Source organism: Terrabacter sp. 2YAF2, assembly GCF_052114705.1.
Lineage (GTDB): Bacteria > Actinomycetota > Actinomycetes > Actinomycetales > Dermatophilaceae > Terrabacter.
Window position 1 is genome coordinate 118,025 of record NZ_JBFRFG010000005.1, and the last position, 15,856, is coordinate 133,880.

Below are 15,856 nucleotides of genomic sequence, written 5' to 3' on the forward strand. Positions count from 1 at the left end.
CTTCTGATGGCTGGCACGCTGCTGCGCCTCGCGACCGCTGGGTCGGTCGACGACGGCAAGTCGACCCTCGTCGGGCGTCTGCTCCACGACACGAAGTCCGTCCTGTCCGACCAACTCGCCGCCGTCGAGCGGGTCAGCCGGGACCGCGGCCTGACGGCCGCCGACCTCGCGCTGCTCACCGACGGCCTGCGCGCGGAACGCGAGCAGGGCATCACGATCGACGTCGCCTACCGCTACTTCGCCACGGCCAACCGCTCGTTCGTGCTCGCCGATTGCCCCGGCCACGTGCAGTACACGCGCAACACCGTCACCGGCAGCTCGACGGCCGACGTCGTCGTGCTCCTCGTCGACGCCCGCAAGGGCGTGCTCGAGCAGACCCGACGCCACCTCGCCGTCACCGCACTGCTCCGGGTGCCGCACGTCGTCGTCGCCGTCAACAAGATCGACCTCGTCGACTTCTCGCAGGAGGTCTACGAGCGGGTCGAGGCCGAGGTGCAGGCCGTGGCCCGCGAGCTCGGCGTCGTCGACGCGATCGCCATCCCGGTCAGCGCCCTCGACGGCGACAACATCGCCGAGCGTTCCGAGCGCACGCCGTGGTACTCCGGGCCCAGCCTCCTCGAGCTGCTCGAGGCCCTGCCGCCGTCGGACGACCCGTCGCACGAGTCCTTCCGACTCTCGGTGCAGCTCGTCATCCGCCCGCAGGGTGCGGCGCGCGACGACGCCCACCGCGACTACCGGGGGTATGCCGGCCAGGTGGCCTCGGGCGTGGTGCGTGTCGGTGACGACGTGGTGGCCCTCCCGTCGGGGCGGCGCACGACCGTCGTCGGCATCGACCTCGGTGAGCAGCCGCTCGACGAGGCCTACGCCCCGCAGTCGGTGACGCTGCGCCTCGCCGACGAGATCGACCTCTCGCGCGGTGACGTCATCGCCGCCGTGGCCGACGCGCCCGAGCCGACCCAGGACATCAAGGCCGTCGTCTGCTGGCTCGGTGATGCTCCCCTGCGTCCGGGCCAGCGGCTGCTGCTCAAGCACGGGTCGCGCACGGTCCAGACGGCCGTCCGTTCGCTCGATGGCGCCCTCGACCTCGACGGCCTGCACACCGTCGCGTCGGATGCCTTGTCCCTCAACGACATCGGGCTCGTCACGCTCCGCCTCGCGTCGCCCCTTCCGGTCGAGAACTACTCCGTCTCCCGCCGCGGCGGCTCGTTCCTGCTCATCGACGCCCACGACGGGCGCACCGTCGCCGCCGGCATGGTCGGCGCGACGCTCCCCACGGCGGTACCCGCGCCGACCGAGCCGGAGGGTGATGAGGAATGGGACATCTGAACCCTCACGCTCGGGGGGCTCCGCCCCCCGAGTTCCCCCCGACGACCCGCGTGGCGGGCTCGGGCGGTCCGGCTCAAGCGGGGCTGAAGTCAGCGCTGCCGGTCGTGCTCGACCTGACCGGGCGCCTCGTCGTCGCTGTGGGCGGCGGTCCGGTGTCCGCGCGCCGCGTCAAGGCGTTCCTCGACGAGGGCGCCGTCGTCCGCGTCGTCTCCCCGTGGCTCTGCGAGGACCTCCGCGACCTGGCGGACGCGGGCCGGATCGACTGGGTCGAGCGGGACTACTGCGGCCCCACCGACCTCGACCGCGCGTGGTTCGCGCACACCGCCACGGGCGAGCCCTCCGTCGACCGCGAGGTCGCCGGCGACGCCGGGGCCTTGCGGATCTGGTGCGTCGACGCGACCGACGCGTCTGGCACCTCCGCCAGCGTCGCCGCGCGCGCGGACGTCAGCACGCCGGACGGCCGGGTCACCGTGTCTGCGTATGCCGCCGGCGACCCCGGTCTGGCCGTGACGGTCCGCGACGGGGTCGAGCGGGCGCTGGTCTCCGGCACTCTCGACCTGCGCCGCACCCGGACCCACCGGCAGCACGGGCAGCACGGACAGCACGGCTGGGTCGCCCTCGTCGGTGGCGGGCCCGGCACGGACGGCCTGCTGACGGCGCGCGGACACGAGCTGCTCGCGTCCGCCGACGTCGTCGTCGTCGACCGGCTCGCCCCCCGCGCCGTCGTCGACCGGCTTCCGGCATCGGTGCGCGTCATCGACGTCGGGAAGACGTCAGGGAACCACCCGGTGCCCCAGGCGCGGATCAACGACATCCTCGTCGAGGAGGCGCAGCGCGGCCTCGGCGTCGTCCGGCTCAAGGGCGGCGACCCCTACGTGCTCGGCCGCGGCGGCGAGGAGCGCGACGCGTGCCAGGCACACGGCATACGCGTGGAGGTGGTCCCCGGCGTGACGAGCGCGGTGAGCGTTCCCGCGGCGGCCGGCATACCGGTGACCCACCGCGGCGTGGCACGCGGCTTCACCGTGGTCACCGGCCACGAGGACATCCCGGTGCTGCCCACCGGCGGCGACCACACTCTCGTGCTGCTCATGGGCGTGACCCAGCTCGCGCGCACCGCCGAGCTGCTCGCCCAGCACGGCCGGTCGGCGGACTGCCCCGTGGCGGTCGTCGAGCGCGGCTTCGCCCCCGACCAGCGCACCACCTTCGGCACGGTCGCCACCATCGGCGAGCTCGCTCGTGAACGCGGCGTGCAGGCGCCGGCCGTCGTGGTCGTCGGCGACGTGGTGCGTCTCGGCCCGGACTGGCGGGCCGGGCACGAGGCGGACGGGGGTACTCGCTGACGGTCTCGCTCGAGAGCGCCTCGAGGGCGGCCAGGGCCAGCGGCGGCCGGCACGCCCCGAGGATCACCTGCGGGGCGATGTCGGCTCCGGCCTTGGCCTTGAGCGTGCCCGCGAGGTCGATCTCGCTGACGCCGAAGCCGGCGTCGGCGAGCCGGGCCTTCGTCGCGTCGAGGGTCTCGGCGCAGCCCTGCTCGACGGTGGTGCTAAGGGTGTGGCTCATGGTGGCGCCTCGGGTGTCGGCGGGTCAGGCGGTGACGTCGTCGGCCTGCTGGGCGGCGACCGACGGCGGACGTCGTCCATGTCGAGGTCGCGGACGGCGGCGATGACCTGCTCCAGCCCGACCGCGGGCAGGGCACCCGGCTGGCTGAAGACGAGGATGCCGTCGCGGAACGCCATGAGGGTCGGGATCGAGGTGATCCGGGCCGCCGCGGCGAGCTGCAGCTCTGCCTCGGTGTTGATCTTGCCGAAGACGATGTCGGGGTGCTGCTCGGAGGCCGCGTCGTAGACGGGCGCGAACATGCGGCACGGGCCGCACCACGACGCCCAGAAGTCCACGAGGACGATCGGATTCTCGGAGATCGTGGTGCCGAAGTCGGCGGCCGTGAGGTTTCGGGTGCTCAGGAGGCTCCTTCTCTGTCGTTCGATGTCATACCCACCGGGGTATATAACGGCAGGCTCTCCGACGGTGTTCCCGGCTTGGCCAGGTGCTCTGCGTCGGCTATCGTGAGCTGGGAAACATACCCCTACGGGTATCACCGGACTTTGAGGAGACCACCATGTGCCGTGCTGCCACCTGCAGGACCTGCGGTAAGACGACGTGGGCCGGCTGCGGCCAGCACGTCGACCAGGTCATGCGCAACGTGCCCTCGGGCCAGCGCTGCCCCGGCCACTCCCCGGCCGAGAAGGCCCAAGGCGGCGGCGGCTTCCTCGGTCGCATCCTCGGCCGCTCCTGACGCGTCCCCCTCGGCGGGGCTGCGTCAGCCGAGCGCGGCCACCTGGGCCTCGACGATCGCCGCGAGCTGCGGCCACCGGACGGCTTCGGCCCGCCCACCGAGCGCGGCGACGACGACGGTGCCGGCGACGACGCACCACACGGTCAGGGTGCGTGAGTGCTCGCCGTCGAGCACGAAAGGCTGCTCGGCCGCCTCGACATGGGTCGTGCCGGCCACCTCGGGTGCGGCGACCGCCCGCAGCTGTCCGACGTCGGAGAGGCCCTTGCACTTCGGCATCGTCCGGGGGAGGGCGCGCAGCTCCGTGAGCGCAGCGCGTGCGTCCTCCGGCGACGCGAACGGGATGACCTGGATGAACAGGTCGGCGCGGCCGACCTCCTGGTAGGCGCGGACGCTCGTCACCGACCGCATCTCCCGCGCCCTGGTGATGGCCCCGCTCGTGCTGCCGCTCGCCCCGGTCCGGTAGGTCCGTCCTCCGCGTGCGACCCAGGGACCCCCGGGCACGTCGCCCGCCGCGAGGCAGGCGTTCCGCGACCCGAGCGACCTGACCTGCGCCAGCATGAGGCGTCCGATGCTCGTCACGCGGCCACGATATGCCGCGGAGGCTGCAACGGTCGTACACCGAGCACGGTCGTGCGCGAGGATGGAGCACCGACCAGCCCGCCCGCACCGACCTGACGAGGACGACGATGCCCGTGACGCCCCTTCCCGAGAGCGCCCCCAGCCTCCCGCAGGCCGAGGTCCGACGCCTCGACGACGCGGCGGCCCGGCTCGTCGACGTCGCGACCCGCTCGCTCGACCCGGCAGGCGGATTCGGCTGGCTCGACGACGCGGGTCGGCTCACGCCGGGCCGTCCCGCCGAGACGTGGGTGACGTGCCGGATGACGCACACCTTCGCGCTGGCCCACCTCCACGGTGACGCCCGCGCGGCCGACCTCGTCGACCACGGGGTCCAGGCGCTGCGCACGACGCTGCACGACGACCGCCACGGTGGCTGGCTGTCGGTCGCGGGCAAGCAGGACGGTGGCAAGGAGGCGTATGCGCACGCCTTCGTCGTCCTGGCCGCGGCCTCTGCCACGGGGATGGGTCACCCGGACGGTCGAGCCCTGCTCGACGACGCGCTCGGCGTCATGGTCGACCGGTTCTGGGACGAGGGCGAGGGGCTCGTCGTCGACCAGTGGGACGCGTCGTGGACGCGCCTCGAGCCCTATCGCGGCGTCAACGCCAACATGCACACGGTCGAGTCGTTCCTGGCCGCGGCCGACGTCACGGGCGACCGGGTCTGGCTCGACCGGGCGACCCGCGTGCTGACCCGGGTCGTCGACGGCTTCGCGCGGTCGCACGACTGGCGGCTGCCCGAGCACTTCGACGAGCAGTGGCGCCCGATGCTCGACCACAACGTCGACGACCCGGGCCACCCGTTCCAGCCCTACGGCGTGACGATCGGACACCTCATCGAGTGGTCGCGGCTGTCGCTGCATGTCGCGACGGCGCTCGGCGACGAGGCACCCGCCTGGATCCCGGGCGCCGCCCGCGACCTCTACGCCGCCGGGGTTCAGCGCGGCTGGGACGTCGATGGCGCCCCCGGCTTCGTCTACACGACCGACTTCCAGGACCGGCCGGTCGTGCGCGAGCGCATGCACTGGGTCGTCGCCGAGGCCATCGCCGCCGCGTGGACGCTGCACCGCGCGACGGGCGACACGGCATACGCCGACGACTACACGCGGTGGTGGGCGTATGCCGTCCAGCACCTCGTCGACGACCGTGACGGCTCGTGGCGCCACGAGCTCGACGAGCACAACGAGCCGTCGAGCCGCGTGTGGTCGGGCCGTCCCGACGTCTACCACGCCTACCAGGCCACGGTGCTGCCGCTGATGCGCGAGGCTGCGAGCTTCATCGGCGCGGCGCGCGGCGGCTGGTGACGGGCGCCGTCGTCGTCAGGTGACGGCGGCGAGCACCCGGTCGATGCGCGGCAGTGTGACCGGGTCGTCGGGGATCTCGAGGAACCACGTGGCGAGGCGCTCGCGGTCGGACTCGCTGCTCGCGCCGACCCACCGGGAGCACGCCAGCTGACCGATGTGGGCCTGCTCGGCCACGAGCATCGTGAAGTGGCCACGCCGCGTCACGCGTCCCGGGCCGCCGGCGTCGCGGTAGGCCGTGTGGATGAGTCGCGCCCGTGACGGGTCGTCGTCGCCGAACTCGAAGAGCACCATGGCCAGCTCCTGGCTCGGGTCGGCCGGGCCGAGGTTCTCGAAGTCGACGACGCAGACCCGGCCGTCCTCGGTGGCCAGCACGTTGTCGGCCCACAGGTCACGGTGGCAGACGATGGTCGACTCGTGCGGCTCGATGACGGACTCGACGGCGACGAGCTCGTCGACGAGGGCACCGAGGTGCCCGGCGAAGGGCGCCCGCTCGTCGACGACTCGCTGGTGCAGCTCGCGCCAGCGCTGCTCCCCGAGGCCCGTCGCGAACCAGTTGTCCACGGGCTCGTCCGTCGGTGGCCCTGCTCGGTGCAGTGCCGCGAGGGTGGCCCCGACGGCCGCGGGGTCGAGACCACGCATCGGGCCGCGCAGGTCGACCCACTCGAACACTCGGATGGCCGTGTCGGCGACCGTCGTGGCCACGGCCCCCGTGGGGGTGTGCACGATGCGTGGCGTGACGACGCCCTCGGCCCGCGCCGCCGCGACGAGATCGGCGTCCCGCGACATGGTGGCGAGGTCCGGCGTCGCGAACCATTCCTTGACGGCATGGGTGCCCGCCTCGGTGTCGAGCCGCCACACCTGTCCCAGCTGCCCTCGTGCGACCGGGCCGGTCAGGGTGGCCGAGCCTCCGAGGCCGTATGCGTCGGCGACATCCTGCGCCGTCGCGGCCGTGAGCATCGGATTCCCTTTCGGCTCAGACGATCCCGTTCACGGCAGCAATCGCCAGACGGCGATGCCCACCGTGAGGACGGCGAGAACCAGTGAGGACCATCCGAGCGGTGACCGACCGGCGCGGCCTCGCCCGAGGAGGAGCAGCAGGGCCGCGAGCACCGACAGCACCGCGGCGACGACGGTCTCTTCGGCGCCGAGGTCGATGGTGCGGATGAGGATCGTGTCGGTGAGGCCGTTGCGGGTGAGGTAGCCGAGGGCCCGGATGAGGAAGAAGACCCACCAGCCGACCGTGATCCAGAAGAGGGCGACGCCGATCTGGCCGAGGAGGGGGTCGATGTTCTCGTCGACAGCGCGTCCCGCGGGCCCGGAAGGGGCGGGCGTGCCCGGCCAGACCGGCTGTCCGGCATGCGGGTTCGGCGGCACGGGGAGCTCACGGGTCGGCTCGAAGACGGGAATCGCCGGGGTCGGGGCGGTCACCATGTTGGGCACCGGCACGGTGAACTGCTCGTCGGGTGCTCGGGACCCGCTGGACCCGCTCGAGGCGGGACTGTCGCTCATGGCGTCAACGTACCCGCCGCAGGAGTCGCGATGCTGGTGCTGCCCCGACGAGGATTTTCCGGAAGGGTGTCGTATGAGGACGATGTCGTTCGTGGAAGAAGTGTCCGGCGGCCGACTCGGCCCGTCGGGAGCGGGGGGCCGGGACGGACCTCTCGCCCAGGACCAGGAGGAGCTGACGATGACGGAGTACCTGATCACCTTCAACGACGAGTGGGTGCAGGAGCACACGGAGGACGAGATCAAGGCCAAGGGAGTGGCCAGCAGGGCGGTGGTGCGCGAGATGCAGGAGCAGGGCGTGCTCCTCTTCACCAACGGCGGCCTGGACGCCGACACCGCAATCTGCAGCGTCGTGGCCGAGGACGGCAAGCCCGTCTTCACCGACGGACCCTTCGTCGAGACGAAGGAGCACCTCGGCGGCTTCTGCGCGGTGGACGTGCCGGACGACGAGACGGCACGCTACTGGGCCGGACGGCTCGCCGTGGCGCTCGAGTGGCCGCAGGAGGTGCACCGGTTCCGCGGTGCCGGGATGGCCCGCCGCGACATCGCCGGGCAGGTGTGAGCGCCATGGCCAGATACCTGTTGTCCGTCTTCGGAACACCGGAGACCACCGAGTTCGGCGCCTATCCCTCCCGGGAGGACATGCTCGAGGCGTTCGCCGCCACCGGCGAGTTCAACGACATGCTCAAGAGGGACGGGCACTTCGTCTTCGCCGACGGCCTCGAGCCGGCCTCGACCGCCACGACCGTGGACGGGCAGGGCGAGCGACCGGTGTTCACCGACGGCCCCTATCTCGAGACGAAGGAGTACCTCGGCGGCTTCTGGGTCATCGAGGCGGCCGACCTCGACGTCGCGCTCGCGCTGGCCGCCCAGGGGTCGAAGGCCTGCCGCGGCACGGTCGAGGTGCGGCCCTTCCGGACGGCGGAGTCCGTGCAGGCCCTGATGGAGCCGTGACCGAGCCCGACGTCGCACAGACGATCACCCGCGTCCACCAGCAGGAGTGGGGGCGGGTGGTCGCCGGCCTCGCGCGCCGCTTCGGCGACCTCGACGTCGCCGAGGAGGCCGCGGCCGAGGCGTTCGCCGCAGCCGCGGAGCGGTGGCCGCGAGACGGCATACCGCCCAACCCCGGCGGCTGGCTCGCCACGACGGCCAACCGCAAGGCGATCGACCGGCTCCGTCGCGAGTCCCAGCGCGACGCCAAGCACCAGGCGGCCCTGATGATGCACGACGACAGCCCTGCCGAGCCGACCGGCCCGGTCGAGGACGACCGGCTGAGGCTCGTCTTCACCTGCTGCCACCCCGCGCTCGCGATGGAGGCCCGGGTGGCCCTGACCCTGCGCCTGCTCGGCGGTCTCACGGTCGCCGAGATTGCTCGAGCCTTCCTCGTGCAGGAGACCACGATGGCGCGGCGGATCACCCGCGCCAAGGTCAAGATCGCCGCAGCGCACATCCCCTACCGCGTGCCGTCGGCCGACGACCTCCGTGAACGGCTCGCTGGAGTCCTCGCGGTCGTCTACCTCGTCTTCAACGAGGGCTACCTCGCCGGCGACGGTGACGACGCCGTCCGGGTCGACCTCACCGACGAGGCGATCCGGCTCGGGCGCCTGCTCCGGGACCTCCTCCCGGACGACGGCGAGGTGACCGGACTGCTCGCCCTGATGCTCCTGACGGACGCCCGGCGAGCCGCCAGGGTGTCCCGCACCGGGGAGCTGGTCACCCTCGCCGAGCAGGACCGGGGTGCGTGGGACCGATCCCTCATCGCCGAGGGCCGGGCCCTGGTCGACGAGCGCCTGCGGGTCGTCGCCTCCGGTGGTGAACGGCCGGGGCGCTACCAGCTGCTGGCGGCGATCAACGTCGTCCACACCGACGCCCCCTCGGCCCCGGACACGGACTGGTCCCGGGTCGTCGCCCTCTACGACGCGATGCTGCGCATCGACCCGTCGCCGATCGTGCGGCTCAACCGGGCCGTGGCGGTCGCCGAGCTGGACGGACCCCTGGTCGGACTGGCCGAGGTCGACCGCCTCGGTGACGCCCTCGACGGCTACCACGCCTTCCACGTCGCCCGGGCCGAGCTGCTGCGACGGCTCGGTCGCAGCGGTGAGTCGCGCACGGCATACGACCGGGCCATCGCCCTGACCGGCAACCCGGGGGAGCGGGCCCACCTCACGCGACGACGCGACCAGCTCACCGGCTGAGCGCCGGGCGGGCCGCTCCTACGTCTGGCGGTCCTACCGTGGCAGTCATGACGCACTCCCATCACGACGCTTCCGTTCCCCGAACGCACGGGCCGGCTGCCGGCCGCCCCCACGTCCACGACCAGGTGGACGCCTCGGACGGAGGGGACGACCTGCTCGACCTCGACGGCGAGGTCCTGGAGGCGTACTGGGGTGTGGCGCTCGACCGGGTGACGGCAGCAGCGGCGGAGGGTCTCGGGGTCGTCGGACGCTCGCCGGCCCGGGTCGTGGACCTCGGCGCGGGCACCGGCACGGGCGCCGTCGGGCTGGCGCGTCGCCTGCCGGAGGCGGAGGTCGTCGCCGTCGACGTCTCCGAGCCCTCGCTGGCCCGCGTGGCGGTCAAGGCGCACGCAGCCGGCGTCGGTGCTCGGGTGCGCACGCTCGTGGCCGACCTCGACACCGGTTGGCCCGACCTTTCCCCGATCGACCTCACGTGGGCCTCGATGTCGCTGCACCACCTCGCTGACCCGGTCCGGTCGCTGGCGGAGGTTCGCCGGCTCACCTCTCCCGGCGGCCTGCTCGCGGTGTCGGAGTTCGATGAGCCGTTGCGCTTCCTGCCCGACGACCTCGGCATCGGCCGGCCCGGTTTCGAGACCCGGGCGCTCGAGGTCCTCTCGACCGTCCACGCCGAGGCGCTGCCCAACATCGGGGCGTCATGGGCCGCGATGCTCGCCGAGTCGGGGTGGACCGTGGTCGACCAGCACGACGTGGTCATCGACGAACGTGCACCGGACCATCCGCTCGCCGGCCGCTATGCCAGGGCCTGGTTCGCCCGGCTCGAGGACGGGCTCAGTGGTCGCCTCGACGCCGAGGACCAGGTCACGCTCGAGGCCCTCCTCGACGACGGCCCGCAGGGGTTGCTGCACCGGAGCGACCTGCACCTGCACGGCATACGTTCGTTGACGCTCGCCCGAGCCTGACCGGCGAAGGTCCCGGTCGGCCCGCGGGGGATCAAGGCAGCTTCGGCCCGGGCCAGTGGCGGTCACGCACCCCGAGACGAAGTCCTGCAAGGCCGAGGGCAACGAGCAGGACGCAGGGGAGGAGGATCGGCGAGCGCCAGGGCTCGAAGGCGCCGTAACCCTGAACGGCGACCGCCACCCCGGCGACCATGGTGGCGCCGGCAAGGAGCTCGATGATGCTGAGGACCAGTGACAGCGGGCTACGACGAGCGGGTCCCGGTGTGAGCACGAGGACGGCCGCCCACGTGAAGAGCGCGGCAGCCACAGCGAGGATCACCCCGATCCCGAGGAGCACACCGCCCAACCCGGCCTCGGGGTCACGGCCTGCCACGATCATCACGCCGGCGAACACGAGGGCGGACCCCCCGACCAGCAGATGACCGCAGCTGATGACGCTTCGTGTGATGGAGCGGGGCCGGCCGGTTCCCATGACCCATCGAAACACGCGCCGGCCGCTGCCCGCCTGAGCAGTGCTACTCGCTCGGCGTGACCGGCTACGCGCCGCGGGCTGACAGGATCGCGGTGGCCAGCAGGATGTCGATGGTGGCCGCGACGACCAGGACGGCGGCCATGAGGCCGAGCTTGGCTCCGTTGGATCGCTCGGCCCTGACGATGCCCATGTTGACGGACAGTGCACCGAAGGCGACCAGGATGCCCAGGGCGCCCTGCACGAGCAGCAGCAGCAGGAGCGGGAGCAGCGCCAGGACCTGCTGGGCCTTGGGGGTGGGCGGTCCGGTCGGGTAGTCCTTGCCGTCGATGACCAACGACGGATAGGCACGCGCCACACCGCCCTTGACCTTGGCCTCGATCGGTCCGGCGGCGCCGGGAAGCGTCAGACGGTTGCGCGGGAAGCCGTGCGGCTTGACCTGCTGGCCGGCGACGCTGAACTTGAAGCCCTTCCAGAACGACTGCTCGACGGCGATGTCGCCGGAGACGCCCGGGATGTTGACTGTGGCGATAGGCATGGGCGGAGTGTGGCAGATGTGATGGTTTGCGGCTTTCACGCCTCGCCGGCTGGCGGCCTGTCGAGCTTCGGTCCGCCTCACGAGCTCGTCGCCCGTAACTCGCTGGCCGCGGGTCGGAGGTCTGGGCAGACTCCTGCGGGTGGACTCCCACGTCGTCGACGCGCTCCGTGATGCAGTGGTGCACCGGTCTCCCGGTCACCCGATCGGCCTGTACCTCACGGGCTCCAGCTGCGACGGCGGCCTGCGACCCGACAGCGACCTCGAAATCCTGCTCCTCACACGCGACAGCCTCGACGACGATGAGCGGCGGTATCTGGTTGGCCACCTGCTGAAGCACTCCGGACGACGCGCGACCGTGCGGCCTGGCCGCCCGGTCGAGCTCACGTCCCTCGTCCGCACCGACGTCGTGCCGTGGCGCTACCCAGCAGTCCGCGACTTCCGCTACGGCGAATGGCTCCGCGCCGACTACGAGACCGGCCACCTGCCCGCCCGCGAGGTCGATCCCGACCTGGCCGTGTTGTTGACCTCGGTCTCGGGGTCAGGCCGACAGCGCGCACGAGTGCTGCTCGGCCCCCCTCTCGCGGGGCTCGTCGATCCCGTCCCTCGCGCTGACCTGGCCAGGTCGATCTTCGACGCGCTGCCGGAGCTGCTCGACAACCTCGAGGGCGACGAGCGCAACGTCCTGCTGACCCTCGCGCGGATGCTGTACACCCTGCGCACCGGCCTGATCGCCCCCAAGGACACCGCCGCCGTCGCCGTGGCAGCGACCTTGAGTCCGGCCCGGGCGCGGACGCTCGACCTTGCGGCGACGGCATACCTCGGGAAGGCCGAGGACGACTGGGCCGCCCTGGGCGACGAGGCGGAAGCGCTGGCGACGGCTCTCGTCGCTGAGATCGACGCGCTCCGTCCCTGACAGCCTCCCGTTCGGCCTGCGGTCAGCGGACGTCGTACCGCCGACGCGCGACCGCGAGGCCGATGAGCGAGATGACGGCGACGGCCATGTAGTAGACGCTGGGCGCGTTGAGGGATCCGGTGAGCCCGATGAGCCAGGTGAGCACGAGCGGGGCGATGCCACCCATCACCGTGACGCCCACGTTGTAGGCGACCGAGACGCCGGTGGCTCGCACGTCACGCGGGAAGAGGGTCGTGAGCAGGGCCGGCAGCGGGCCGAAGTAGAGGGCCATGATGACGCCGAGGATGCCGATCGCGACGACGAGGACGGGGACGGTCGGCGACGCGATGACCACGGCGAACAACGGCCAGGCCAGCACCAGTGCGCCGATGGCGGCCCAGACCATGACCCGGGCCGGTCCGACGCGGTCGGCCAGCCGCCCGACCAGGGGGACGCCGACCATGGTGACCACGCCCGCCACGACGCCGCCGAGGTAGGCGGCGCTCGCCGGCACGCCGAGGTTCTTCACGGCATACGTGGGCATGAAGAGGATGAGGTAGACCGAGATCGTCGCGACGCCGACGCAGGCCGAGCCGGTGACCACGCGGCCCAGGTGCTCGGTGAAGGTCGCGCGGATCGGCGCCTCGTGCGGGGTGCTCTCGGTGAACTCCTTGGTCTCCGTCAGTCGGGCCCGGATGTAGAGGCCCACCGGGCCGATGAGGCAGCCGAGGACGAACGGGATCCGCCAGCCCCACGAGTAGAGGTCCGGCTTCGACAGCTGCGTGAACAGGACGTAGCCGAAGGCCGAGGCGAGGAACATCGAGATGCCCTGGCTCGCCACCTGCCAGGAGGCGTAGTAGGCCTTGCGGTTCGGAGCCGTTTCGACGAGGAACGTTGTCGCCGAACCGAACTCGCCACCGGCCGAGAAGCCCTGGACGAGTCGTGAGATCAGGATGATGACGCCCGCCCAGGCGCCCACCATGGCGTGCGTCGGCGCCGCCGCCATGAGGATCGTGCCCACCATCATGAGCAGGAGCGTGAGGGTCAGGGCCTTCTTGCGTCCGTGGCGGTCCCCGTAGCCGCCGATGAGCATGCCGCCGAGCGGCCGGACGAGGTAGGAGATGGCGAACGTCGCGAAGGTGAGGATCAGACCCAGCGTCTTGTCGCCCTCGGGGAAGAAGTTCTCGGCGATGACGATGGCGAACGACGCGTAGACGATGATGTCGAACCACTCGAGCGCGGCACCGATGGAGCTGCTGAGGACTGCCTTGCGTGCCTCGGTCAGGCGTTCGGGAGTCACCTCTGTGGGTGTGGCGGTCAGGGTCATGATGCTCCTTCGGTCCGGCGTGGGCGGTCAGGCGGTGAGGTGGCTGATGAGGTGATCGAGCAGCTCGTCACAGCGCTCGATCTGCTCGAGGGCGACGAACTCGTCCGGCGCGTGGGCCTGGGCGATGTCTCCGGGACCGCACACCACTGTCGGGATGCCGGCGCGCTGGAAGAGCCCGGCCTCGGTGCCGTAGGCCACCTTCTCCATGCTCGCGTCGGCGCCGAGGCCGGTCACGAGCGCGATGACGTCCTCGTCGTCGGCCGTGTCGAGCCCGGGGGCCTGCGCGCCGATGGAGACCTCGACGCGGGCGTCGGGGTTCTCCTCCCGCATGGCCTCCTCGATGCGGCGCGCCTCGGCGCGGAACGCCTCGATGGTGGCGTCGACGTCGACGGCCCCGACCGCGCGGAACTCGAAGGTGAGGGAGCACTCGGCGGGGACCGTGTTGACGGCGATGCCGCCCTCGATCTGGTTGACGGTGGCCGTCGTGAAGGGCACGTCGTAGTGCTCGTCGAACGGCCCGTCCGCACGGAACCCGTCAGCAACGCCACGGACGAAGCGGACGAGCTGAGCGGCATACTCGATCGCGTTGACGCCGTGGGGAGTTCGCGACGAGTGGGCCGCGACGCCGTGGAAGACGACCTCGATCATCGTCAGCGACTTGTGCCCACGGATGACGCGCATGCTCGTCGGCTCGCCCACGACGCAGGCGCGGGGACGCAGCCCGCGCTCGACGATCTCGTCCACGAGCGAGACGGCGCCGACGCAGCCGACCTCCTCGTCGTAGGAGAAGGCGAGGTGCACCGGCTCGCTCAGCGGCGTGCGGCTGAGCCGCGGCACCGCGGTCATGACCGACCCGATGAAGGCCTTCATGTCGCACGTGCCCCGGCCGTAGAGGCGGCCGTCGCGGATCTCGGGGACGAACGGCTCGCTCGACCAGTCCTGCCCGTCGACCGGCACGACGTCGGTGTGCCCCGAGAGGACGACGCCTCCGGTCGTCGTGCCGTCGGCGGCCGGGAAGGTCGCGAGGAGGTTGGCCTTCGTCCCCTCCTCGTTGGTGACGAGGACGGGCTCGACCCCGTGCGCGCGCAGCTCGTCGGCGACGAGGTCGATGAGCGGCAGGTTGGTCTCGCGGCTCGTCGTGTCGACCTGCAGCAGCCGCGTGGTCCAGTCCAGGCTGACCGGCTGGGTGGGGCGCGAGGTCTCGCGGGTGGCGCCAACGGACGGCATTCATCTCTCCCGGGTCGTGGTCTGCGTGCCGGGACTTGAGGCATCCCGCACTGGTGACCGAGGATGGCAGCCATGCCACCGAGAGGCCGCTCGACGCAGGATGACGCGACGCGTCGTGAGATGGCGCAGGATTCCGCCGGCCGCGCCGACGAGCTCGACCTGGCGATCGTCAACTGCCTGCAGCTGCAGCCGCGCGCCTCGTGGACCCTCGTGGGTAGGGCGCTCGACGTCGACCCGGTGACGGTGGCCCGCCGGTGGCAGCGCCTCTCCGCGGCCGGCATCGCGTGGGTGTCGGGTCGGGCGACCGGGCAGGGTCGCCCCGAGTCGTGCCTCGCCGTGGTCGAGCTGAGCTGCACCGCGGCCGAGACGCTCGCCATCGCACGGCGCGTGACCGAGCTGCCCCACGTGCTCAGCGTCGAGCACACGAGCGGGCCGCGCTCGTTGACGATCCTCGTCGAGGTGCGCGACCTCGCCTTCCTCTCCCGCTTCCTCCTCGAGTCGGTCGGGACGATCCCGGGCGTCGTCGCGACGAGCAGCCACGCCGTGACCAAGGTCTACTCGATGGGCGACCACTGGCAGCTGCACGTGCTCGACCCCGCGCAGCGGGGCGTGATGCTGCGGGCCCAGCAGCCGCGCCTCGACGGACTGACCTCCGACCAGGCCGACCTGGCGCGCGGCTACGACCCCGTCGACCGGCAGCTGATCCTGCTGCTCGGTGAGGACGGTCGTATGCCGGTCGCGACCATGGCCGCGCGCGCCAGCCTCAGCGAGAGCACCGTGCGTCGCCGCCTGGCGGGCCTCGTCGGCAACGGCCGGGTCGTCCTGCGCTGCGACATGGCGCTGCCCGACTCCGGCTGGCCCGTCATCAGCTGGCTCTGGGCCTCCGCGGATGCCGGTGACATCGACGACGTCGCCATGACCCTGCGTCGCCTGCCGGGCATCCGCGTGTGCTGGCGCATCTCCGGGGGTGGGCCGAACCTCATGCTCGCGCTCACGACGCACTCGCTGCACGAGCTGTCGCAGGTCGAGGCACGGCTGGCCGCGGAGGTGCCGCAGATGACGATCCACGACCGGTCGATGGTCCTGCGGTCGATCAAGCGGATGGGTCGCGAGCTCGACCTCGACGGCCGCAGCGTCCGCTCGGTGCCCCTGGACATCTGGGCCGACACCGTCGGCCCACAGCCGTCCTGAACCGCAAGAGGGAGCCC

General features: G+C 72.1%; 18 protein-coding genes and 1 pseudogene. 10 read left to right on the plus strand and 9 right to left on the minus strand.

The window, feature by feature from the left end; genetic code table 11:
* Window positions 1–6: 6 nt before the first annotated feature.
* Both AB4030_RS07085 and cobA read left to right on the plus strand, forming a co-directional pair.
* Entirely contained in the window at window positions 7–1,326 is a 1,320-nt protein-coding gene (locus AB4030_RS07085; protein WP_442278499.1) for a sulfate adenylyltransferase subunit 1, read from the plus strand.
* A 104-nt stretch (window positions 1,327–1,430) separates the two neighbouring features.
* On the plus strand, window positions 1,431–2,666 hold the full coding sequence (gene cobA / locus AB4030_RS07090; protein ID WP_442278500.1) for a uroporphyrinogen-III C-methyltransferase: 1,236 nt from the start codon (window positions 1,431–1,433) through the stop codon (window positions 2,664–2,666).
* A gap of 31 nt (window positions 2,667–2,697) precedes the next feature.
* On the opposite strand, the pseudogene AB4030_RS07095 reads toward cobA, so the two are convergent.
* Together AB4030_RS07095 and AB4030_RS07100 are read right to left on the minus strand one after the other, a co-directional pair.
* A pseudogene (locus tag AB4030_RS07095) lies at window positions 2,698–2,886 on the minus strand (DUF302 domain-containing protein); the annotation flags it as partial.
* Window positions 2,883–3,287: a thioredoxin family protein gene (locus AB4030_RS07100; RefSeq protein ID WP_442278828.1), complete on the minus strand. Its 405-nt coding sequence runs from the start codon at window positions 3,285–3,287 to the stop codon at window positions 2,883–2,885. The gene AB4030_RS07100 and the pseudogene AB4030_RS07095, both read right to left, overlap by 4 nt.
* 155 nt (window positions 3,288–3,442) lie before the next feature.
* On the opposite strand from AB4030_RS07100, the gene AB4030_RS07105 reads away from it, so the two are divergent.
* Complete coding sequence (locus AB4030_RS07105; RefSeq protein ID WP_442278501.1) at window positions 3,443–3,619, plus strand: hypothetical protein; 177 nt, start codon at window positions 3,443–3,445, stop codon at window positions 3,617–3,619.
* 24 nt (window positions 3,620–3,643) lie between these two features.
* Here AB4030_RS07105 and AB4030_RS07110 read toward each other — a convergent pair whose 3' ends face one another.
* Window positions 3,644–4,198, minus strand: coding sequence for a hypothetical protein (locus tag AB4030_RS07110; protein ID WP_442278502.1), 555 nt, complete (start codon window positions 4,196–4,198; stop codon window positions 3,644–3,646).
* Window positions 4,199–4,305: 107 nt separating this feature from the next.
* Between AB4030_RS07110 and AB4030_RS07115 the strand changes: the two genes are divergently transcribed.
* Window positions 4,306–5,538: an AGE family epimerase/isomerase gene (locus AB4030_RS07115; protein ID WP_442278503.1), complete on the plus strand. Its 1,233-nt coding sequence runs from the start codon at window positions 4,306–4,308 to the stop codon at window positions 5,536–5,538.
* A 15-nt stretch (window positions 5,539–5,553) separates the two neighbouring features.
* Here AB4030_RS07115 and AB4030_RS07120 read toward each other — a convergent pair whose 3' ends face one another.
* Both AB4030_RS07120 and AB4030_RS07125 read right to left on the minus strand, forming a co-directional pair.
* Window positions 5,554–6,495, minus strand: coding sequence for a phosphotransferase enzyme family protein (locus AB4030_RS07120; protein ID WP_442278504.1), 942 nt, complete (start codon window positions 6,493–6,495; stop codon window positions 5,554–5,556).
* A 30-nt stretch (window positions 6,496–6,525) separates the two neighbouring features.
* On the minus strand, window positions 6,526–7,047 hold the full coding sequence (locus AB4030_RS07125; RefSeq protein ID WP_442278505.1) for a hypothetical protein: 522 nt from the start codon (window positions 7,045–7,047) through the stop codon (window positions 6,526–6,528).
* A 91-nt stretch (window positions 7,048–7,138) separates the two neighbouring features.
* Here AB4030_RS07125 and AB4030_RS07130 point away from each other — a divergent pair, with 91 nt between their 5' ends.
* From AB4030_RS07130 to AB4030_RS07145, 4 genes are read left to right on the plus strand one after another with little or no spacing between them, the layout of a single operon-like run.
* Window positions 7,139–7,606, plus strand: a complete 468-nt coding sequence (locus tag AB4030_RS07130; protein WP_442278506.1) for a YciI family protein — start codon at window positions 7,139–7,141, stop codon at window positions 7,604–7,606.
* 5 nt (window positions 7,607–7,611) lie between these two features.
* Window positions 7,612–7,998, plus strand: a complete 387-nt coding sequence (locus AB4030_RS07135; protein ID WP_442278507.1) for a YciI family protein — start codon at window positions 7,612–7,614, stop codon at window positions 7,996–7,998.
* Window positions 7,995–9,239 (plus strand): RNA polymerase sigma factor, encoded by a 1,245-nt coding sequence (locus AB4030_RS07140; RefSeq protein WP_442278508.1) that lies wholly within the window; start codon window positions 7,995–7,997, stop codon window positions 9,237–9,239. Before AB4030_RS07135 ends, AB4030_RS07140 begins: the two co-directional genes overlap by 4 nt.
* 47 nt (window positions 9,240–9,286) lie before the next feature.
* Window positions 9,287–10,198 (plus strand): class I SAM-dependent methyltransferase, encoded by a 912-nt coding sequence (locus AB4030_RS07145; protein WP_442278509.1) that lies wholly within the window; start codon window positions 9,287–9,289, stop codon window positions 10,196–10,198.
* Window positions 10,199–10,229: 31 nt separating this feature from the next.
* On the opposite strand, the gene AB4030_RS07150 is transcribed toward AB4030_RS07145, so the two are convergent.
* Both AB4030_RS07150 and AB4030_RS07155 read right to left on the minus strand, forming a co-directional pair.
* Window positions 10,230–10,568: a hypothetical protein gene (locus tag AB4030_RS07150; RefSeq protein ID WP_442278510.1), complete on the minus strand. Its 339-nt coding sequence runs from the start codon at window positions 10,566–10,568 to the stop codon at window positions 10,230–10,232.
* A 163-nt stretch (window positions 10,569–10,731) separates the two neighbouring features.
* Window positions 10,732–11,202, minus strand: coding sequence for a hypothetical protein (locus AB4030_RS07155; RefSeq protein WP_442278511.1), 471 nt, complete (start codon window positions 11,200–11,202; stop codon window positions 10,732–10,734).
* Window positions 11,203–11,341: 139 nt separating this feature from the next.
* Here AB4030_RS07155 and AB4030_RS07160 point away from each other — a divergent pair, with 139 nt between their 5' ends.
* Window positions 11,342–12,115, plus strand: coding sequence for an aminoglycoside adenylyltransferase domain-containing protein (locus AB4030_RS07160; protein ID WP_442278512.1), 774 nt, complete (start codon window positions 11,342–11,344; stop codon window positions 12,113–12,115).
* 22 nt (window positions 12,116–12,137) lie between these two features.
* Here the strand turns inward: AB4030_RS07160 and AB4030_RS07165 are convergent, their stop codons facing one another.
* Entirely contained in the window at window positions 12,138–13,421 is a 1,284-nt protein-coding gene (locus AB4030_RS07165; protein WP_442278513.1) for an MFS transporter, read from the minus strand.
* A 27-nt stretch (window positions 13,422–13,448) separates the two neighbouring features.
* Complete coding sequence (argE, locus tag AB4030_RS07170; RefSeq protein WP_442278514.1) at window positions 13,449–14,648, minus strand: acetylornithine deacetylase; 1,200 nt, start codon at window positions 14,646–14,648, stop codon at window positions 13,449–13,451.
* Between the two features lie 72 nt (window positions 14,649–14,720).
* Here argE and AB4030_RS07175 point away from each other — a divergent pair, with 72 nt between their 5' ends.
* Window positions 14,721–15,839: an Lrp/AsnC family transcriptional regulator gene (locus tag AB4030_RS07175; protein WP_442278515.1), complete on the plus strand. Its 1,119-nt coding sequence runs from the start codon at window positions 14,721–14,723 to the stop codon at window positions 15,837–15,839.
* Window positions 15,840–15,856: the final 17 nt, after the last annotated feature.

Coding starts and splice junctions, on each gene's coding strand:
- AB4030_RS07085 (WP_442278499.1), top strand. CDS start 7: ATGGCTGGCACGCTGCTGCGCCTCGCGACCGCTGGGTCGGTCGACGAC.
- AB4030_RS07105 (WP_442278501.1), top strand. CDS start 3,443: ATGTGCCGTGCTGCCACCTGCAGGACCTGCGGTAAGACGACGTGGGCC.
- AB4030_RS07115 (WP_442278503.1), top strand. CDS start 4,306: ATGCCCGTGACGCCCCTTCCCGAGAGCGCCCCCAGCCTCCCGCAGGCC.
- AB4030_RS07120 (WP_442278504.1), bottom strand. CDS start 6,495: ATGCTCACGGCCGCGACGGCGCAGGATGTCGCCGACGCATACGGCCTC.
- AB4030_RS07125 (WP_442278505.1), bottom strand. CDS start 7,047: ATGAGCGACAGTCCCGCCTCGAGCGGGTCCAGCGGGTCCCGAGCACCC.
- AB4030_RS07135 (WP_442278507.1), top strand. CDS start 7,612: ATGGCCAGATACCTGTTGTCCGTCTTCGGAACACCGGAGACCACCGAG.
- AB4030_RS07145 (WP_442278509.1), top strand. CDS start 9,287: ATGACGCACTCCCATCACGACGCTTCCGTTCCCCGAACGCACGGGCCG.
- AB4030_RS07155 (WP_442278511.1), bottom strand. CDS start 11,202: ATGCCTATCGCCACAGTCAACATCCCGGGCGTCTCCGGCGACATCGCC.
- AB4030_RS07165 (WP_442278513.1), bottom strand. CDS start 13,421: ATGACCCTGACCGCCACACCCACAGAGGTGACTCCCGAACGCCTGACC.
- argE (WP_442278514.1), bottom strand. CDS start 14,648: ATGCCGTCCGTTGGCGCCACCCGCGAGACCTCGCGCCCCACCCAGCCG.
- AB4030_RS07175 (WP_442278515.1), top strand. CDS start 14,721: ATGCCACCGAGAGGCCGCTCGACGCAGGATGACGCGACGCGTCGTGAG.